Origin of the sequence: Pseudomonas sp. 3MA1, from assembly GCF_029237275.1 — a bacterium.
GTDB classification, from domain to species: domain Bacteria; phylum Pseudomonadota; class Gammaproteobacteria; order Pseudomonadales; family Pseudomonadaceae; genus Aquipseudomonas; species Aquipseudomonas fluorescens_AP.
In genome coordinates, this window is record NZ_JAACFX010000030.1 from 1 (window position 1) to 736 (window position 736).

Consider the following 736-nt stretch of genomic DNA (forward strand, 5'->3'; position numbering starts at 1 on the left):
CCCTTCCTCCCAACTTAAAGTGCTTTACAATCCGAAGACCTTCTTCACACACGCGGCATGGCTGGATCAGGCTTTCGCCCATTGTCCAATATTCCCCACTGCTGCCTCCCGTAGGAGTCTGGACCGTGTCTCAGTTCCAGTGTGACTGATCATCCTCTCAGACCAGTTACGGATCGTCGCCTTGGTGAGCCATTACCTCACCAACTAGCTAATCCGACCTAGGCTCATCTGATAGCGTGAGGTCCGAAGATCCCCCACTTTCTCCCGTAGGACGTATGCGGTATTAGCGCCCGTTTCCGGACGTTATCCCCCACTACCAGGCAGATTCCTAGGCATTACTCACCCGTCCGCCGCTCGCCACCAGGTACAAGTACCCGTGCTGCCGCTCGACTTGCATGTGTTAGGCCTGCCGCCAGCGTTCAATCTGAGCCATGATCAAACTCTTCAGTTCAAACATCTTTGGGTTTTGAGAAAACCCTAAACTTGGCTCAGCAATCGTTGGTTACATCTTTGATTTCTCGCGGAGTAACTTGTGATGCTGATAATCTTTTTGACTATCAGTCTGACTCCACAAGCACCCACACGAATTGCTTGATTCAGTTGTTAAAGAGCGGTTGGTTAAGATCTTTCGTCTCAACCGAGGCGCGCATTCTACAGCAGCCTCATTTACTGTCAAGCGATTTTTTAAGAAGTTTTCGAAGATTTTCTCAACAACTTCAACCACTTGCGCTTCCGA

Annotated in this window: 1 protein-coding gene and 1 rRNA gene; both read right to left on the reverse strand. The window is 50.0% G+C overall.

The genetic code is table 11. The annotated features are described in order from the left end of the window. Window positions 1–451: ribosomal RNA gene (locus GWQ44_RS30795) — 16S ribosomal RNA — on the reverse strand; the annotation flags it as partial. Between the two features lie 51 nt (window positions 452–502). Next, on the reverse strand, window positions 503–736 hold a 234-nt coding region (locus GWQ44_RS30800; protein WP_275929105.1), incomplete at its 5' end, for a hypothetical protein.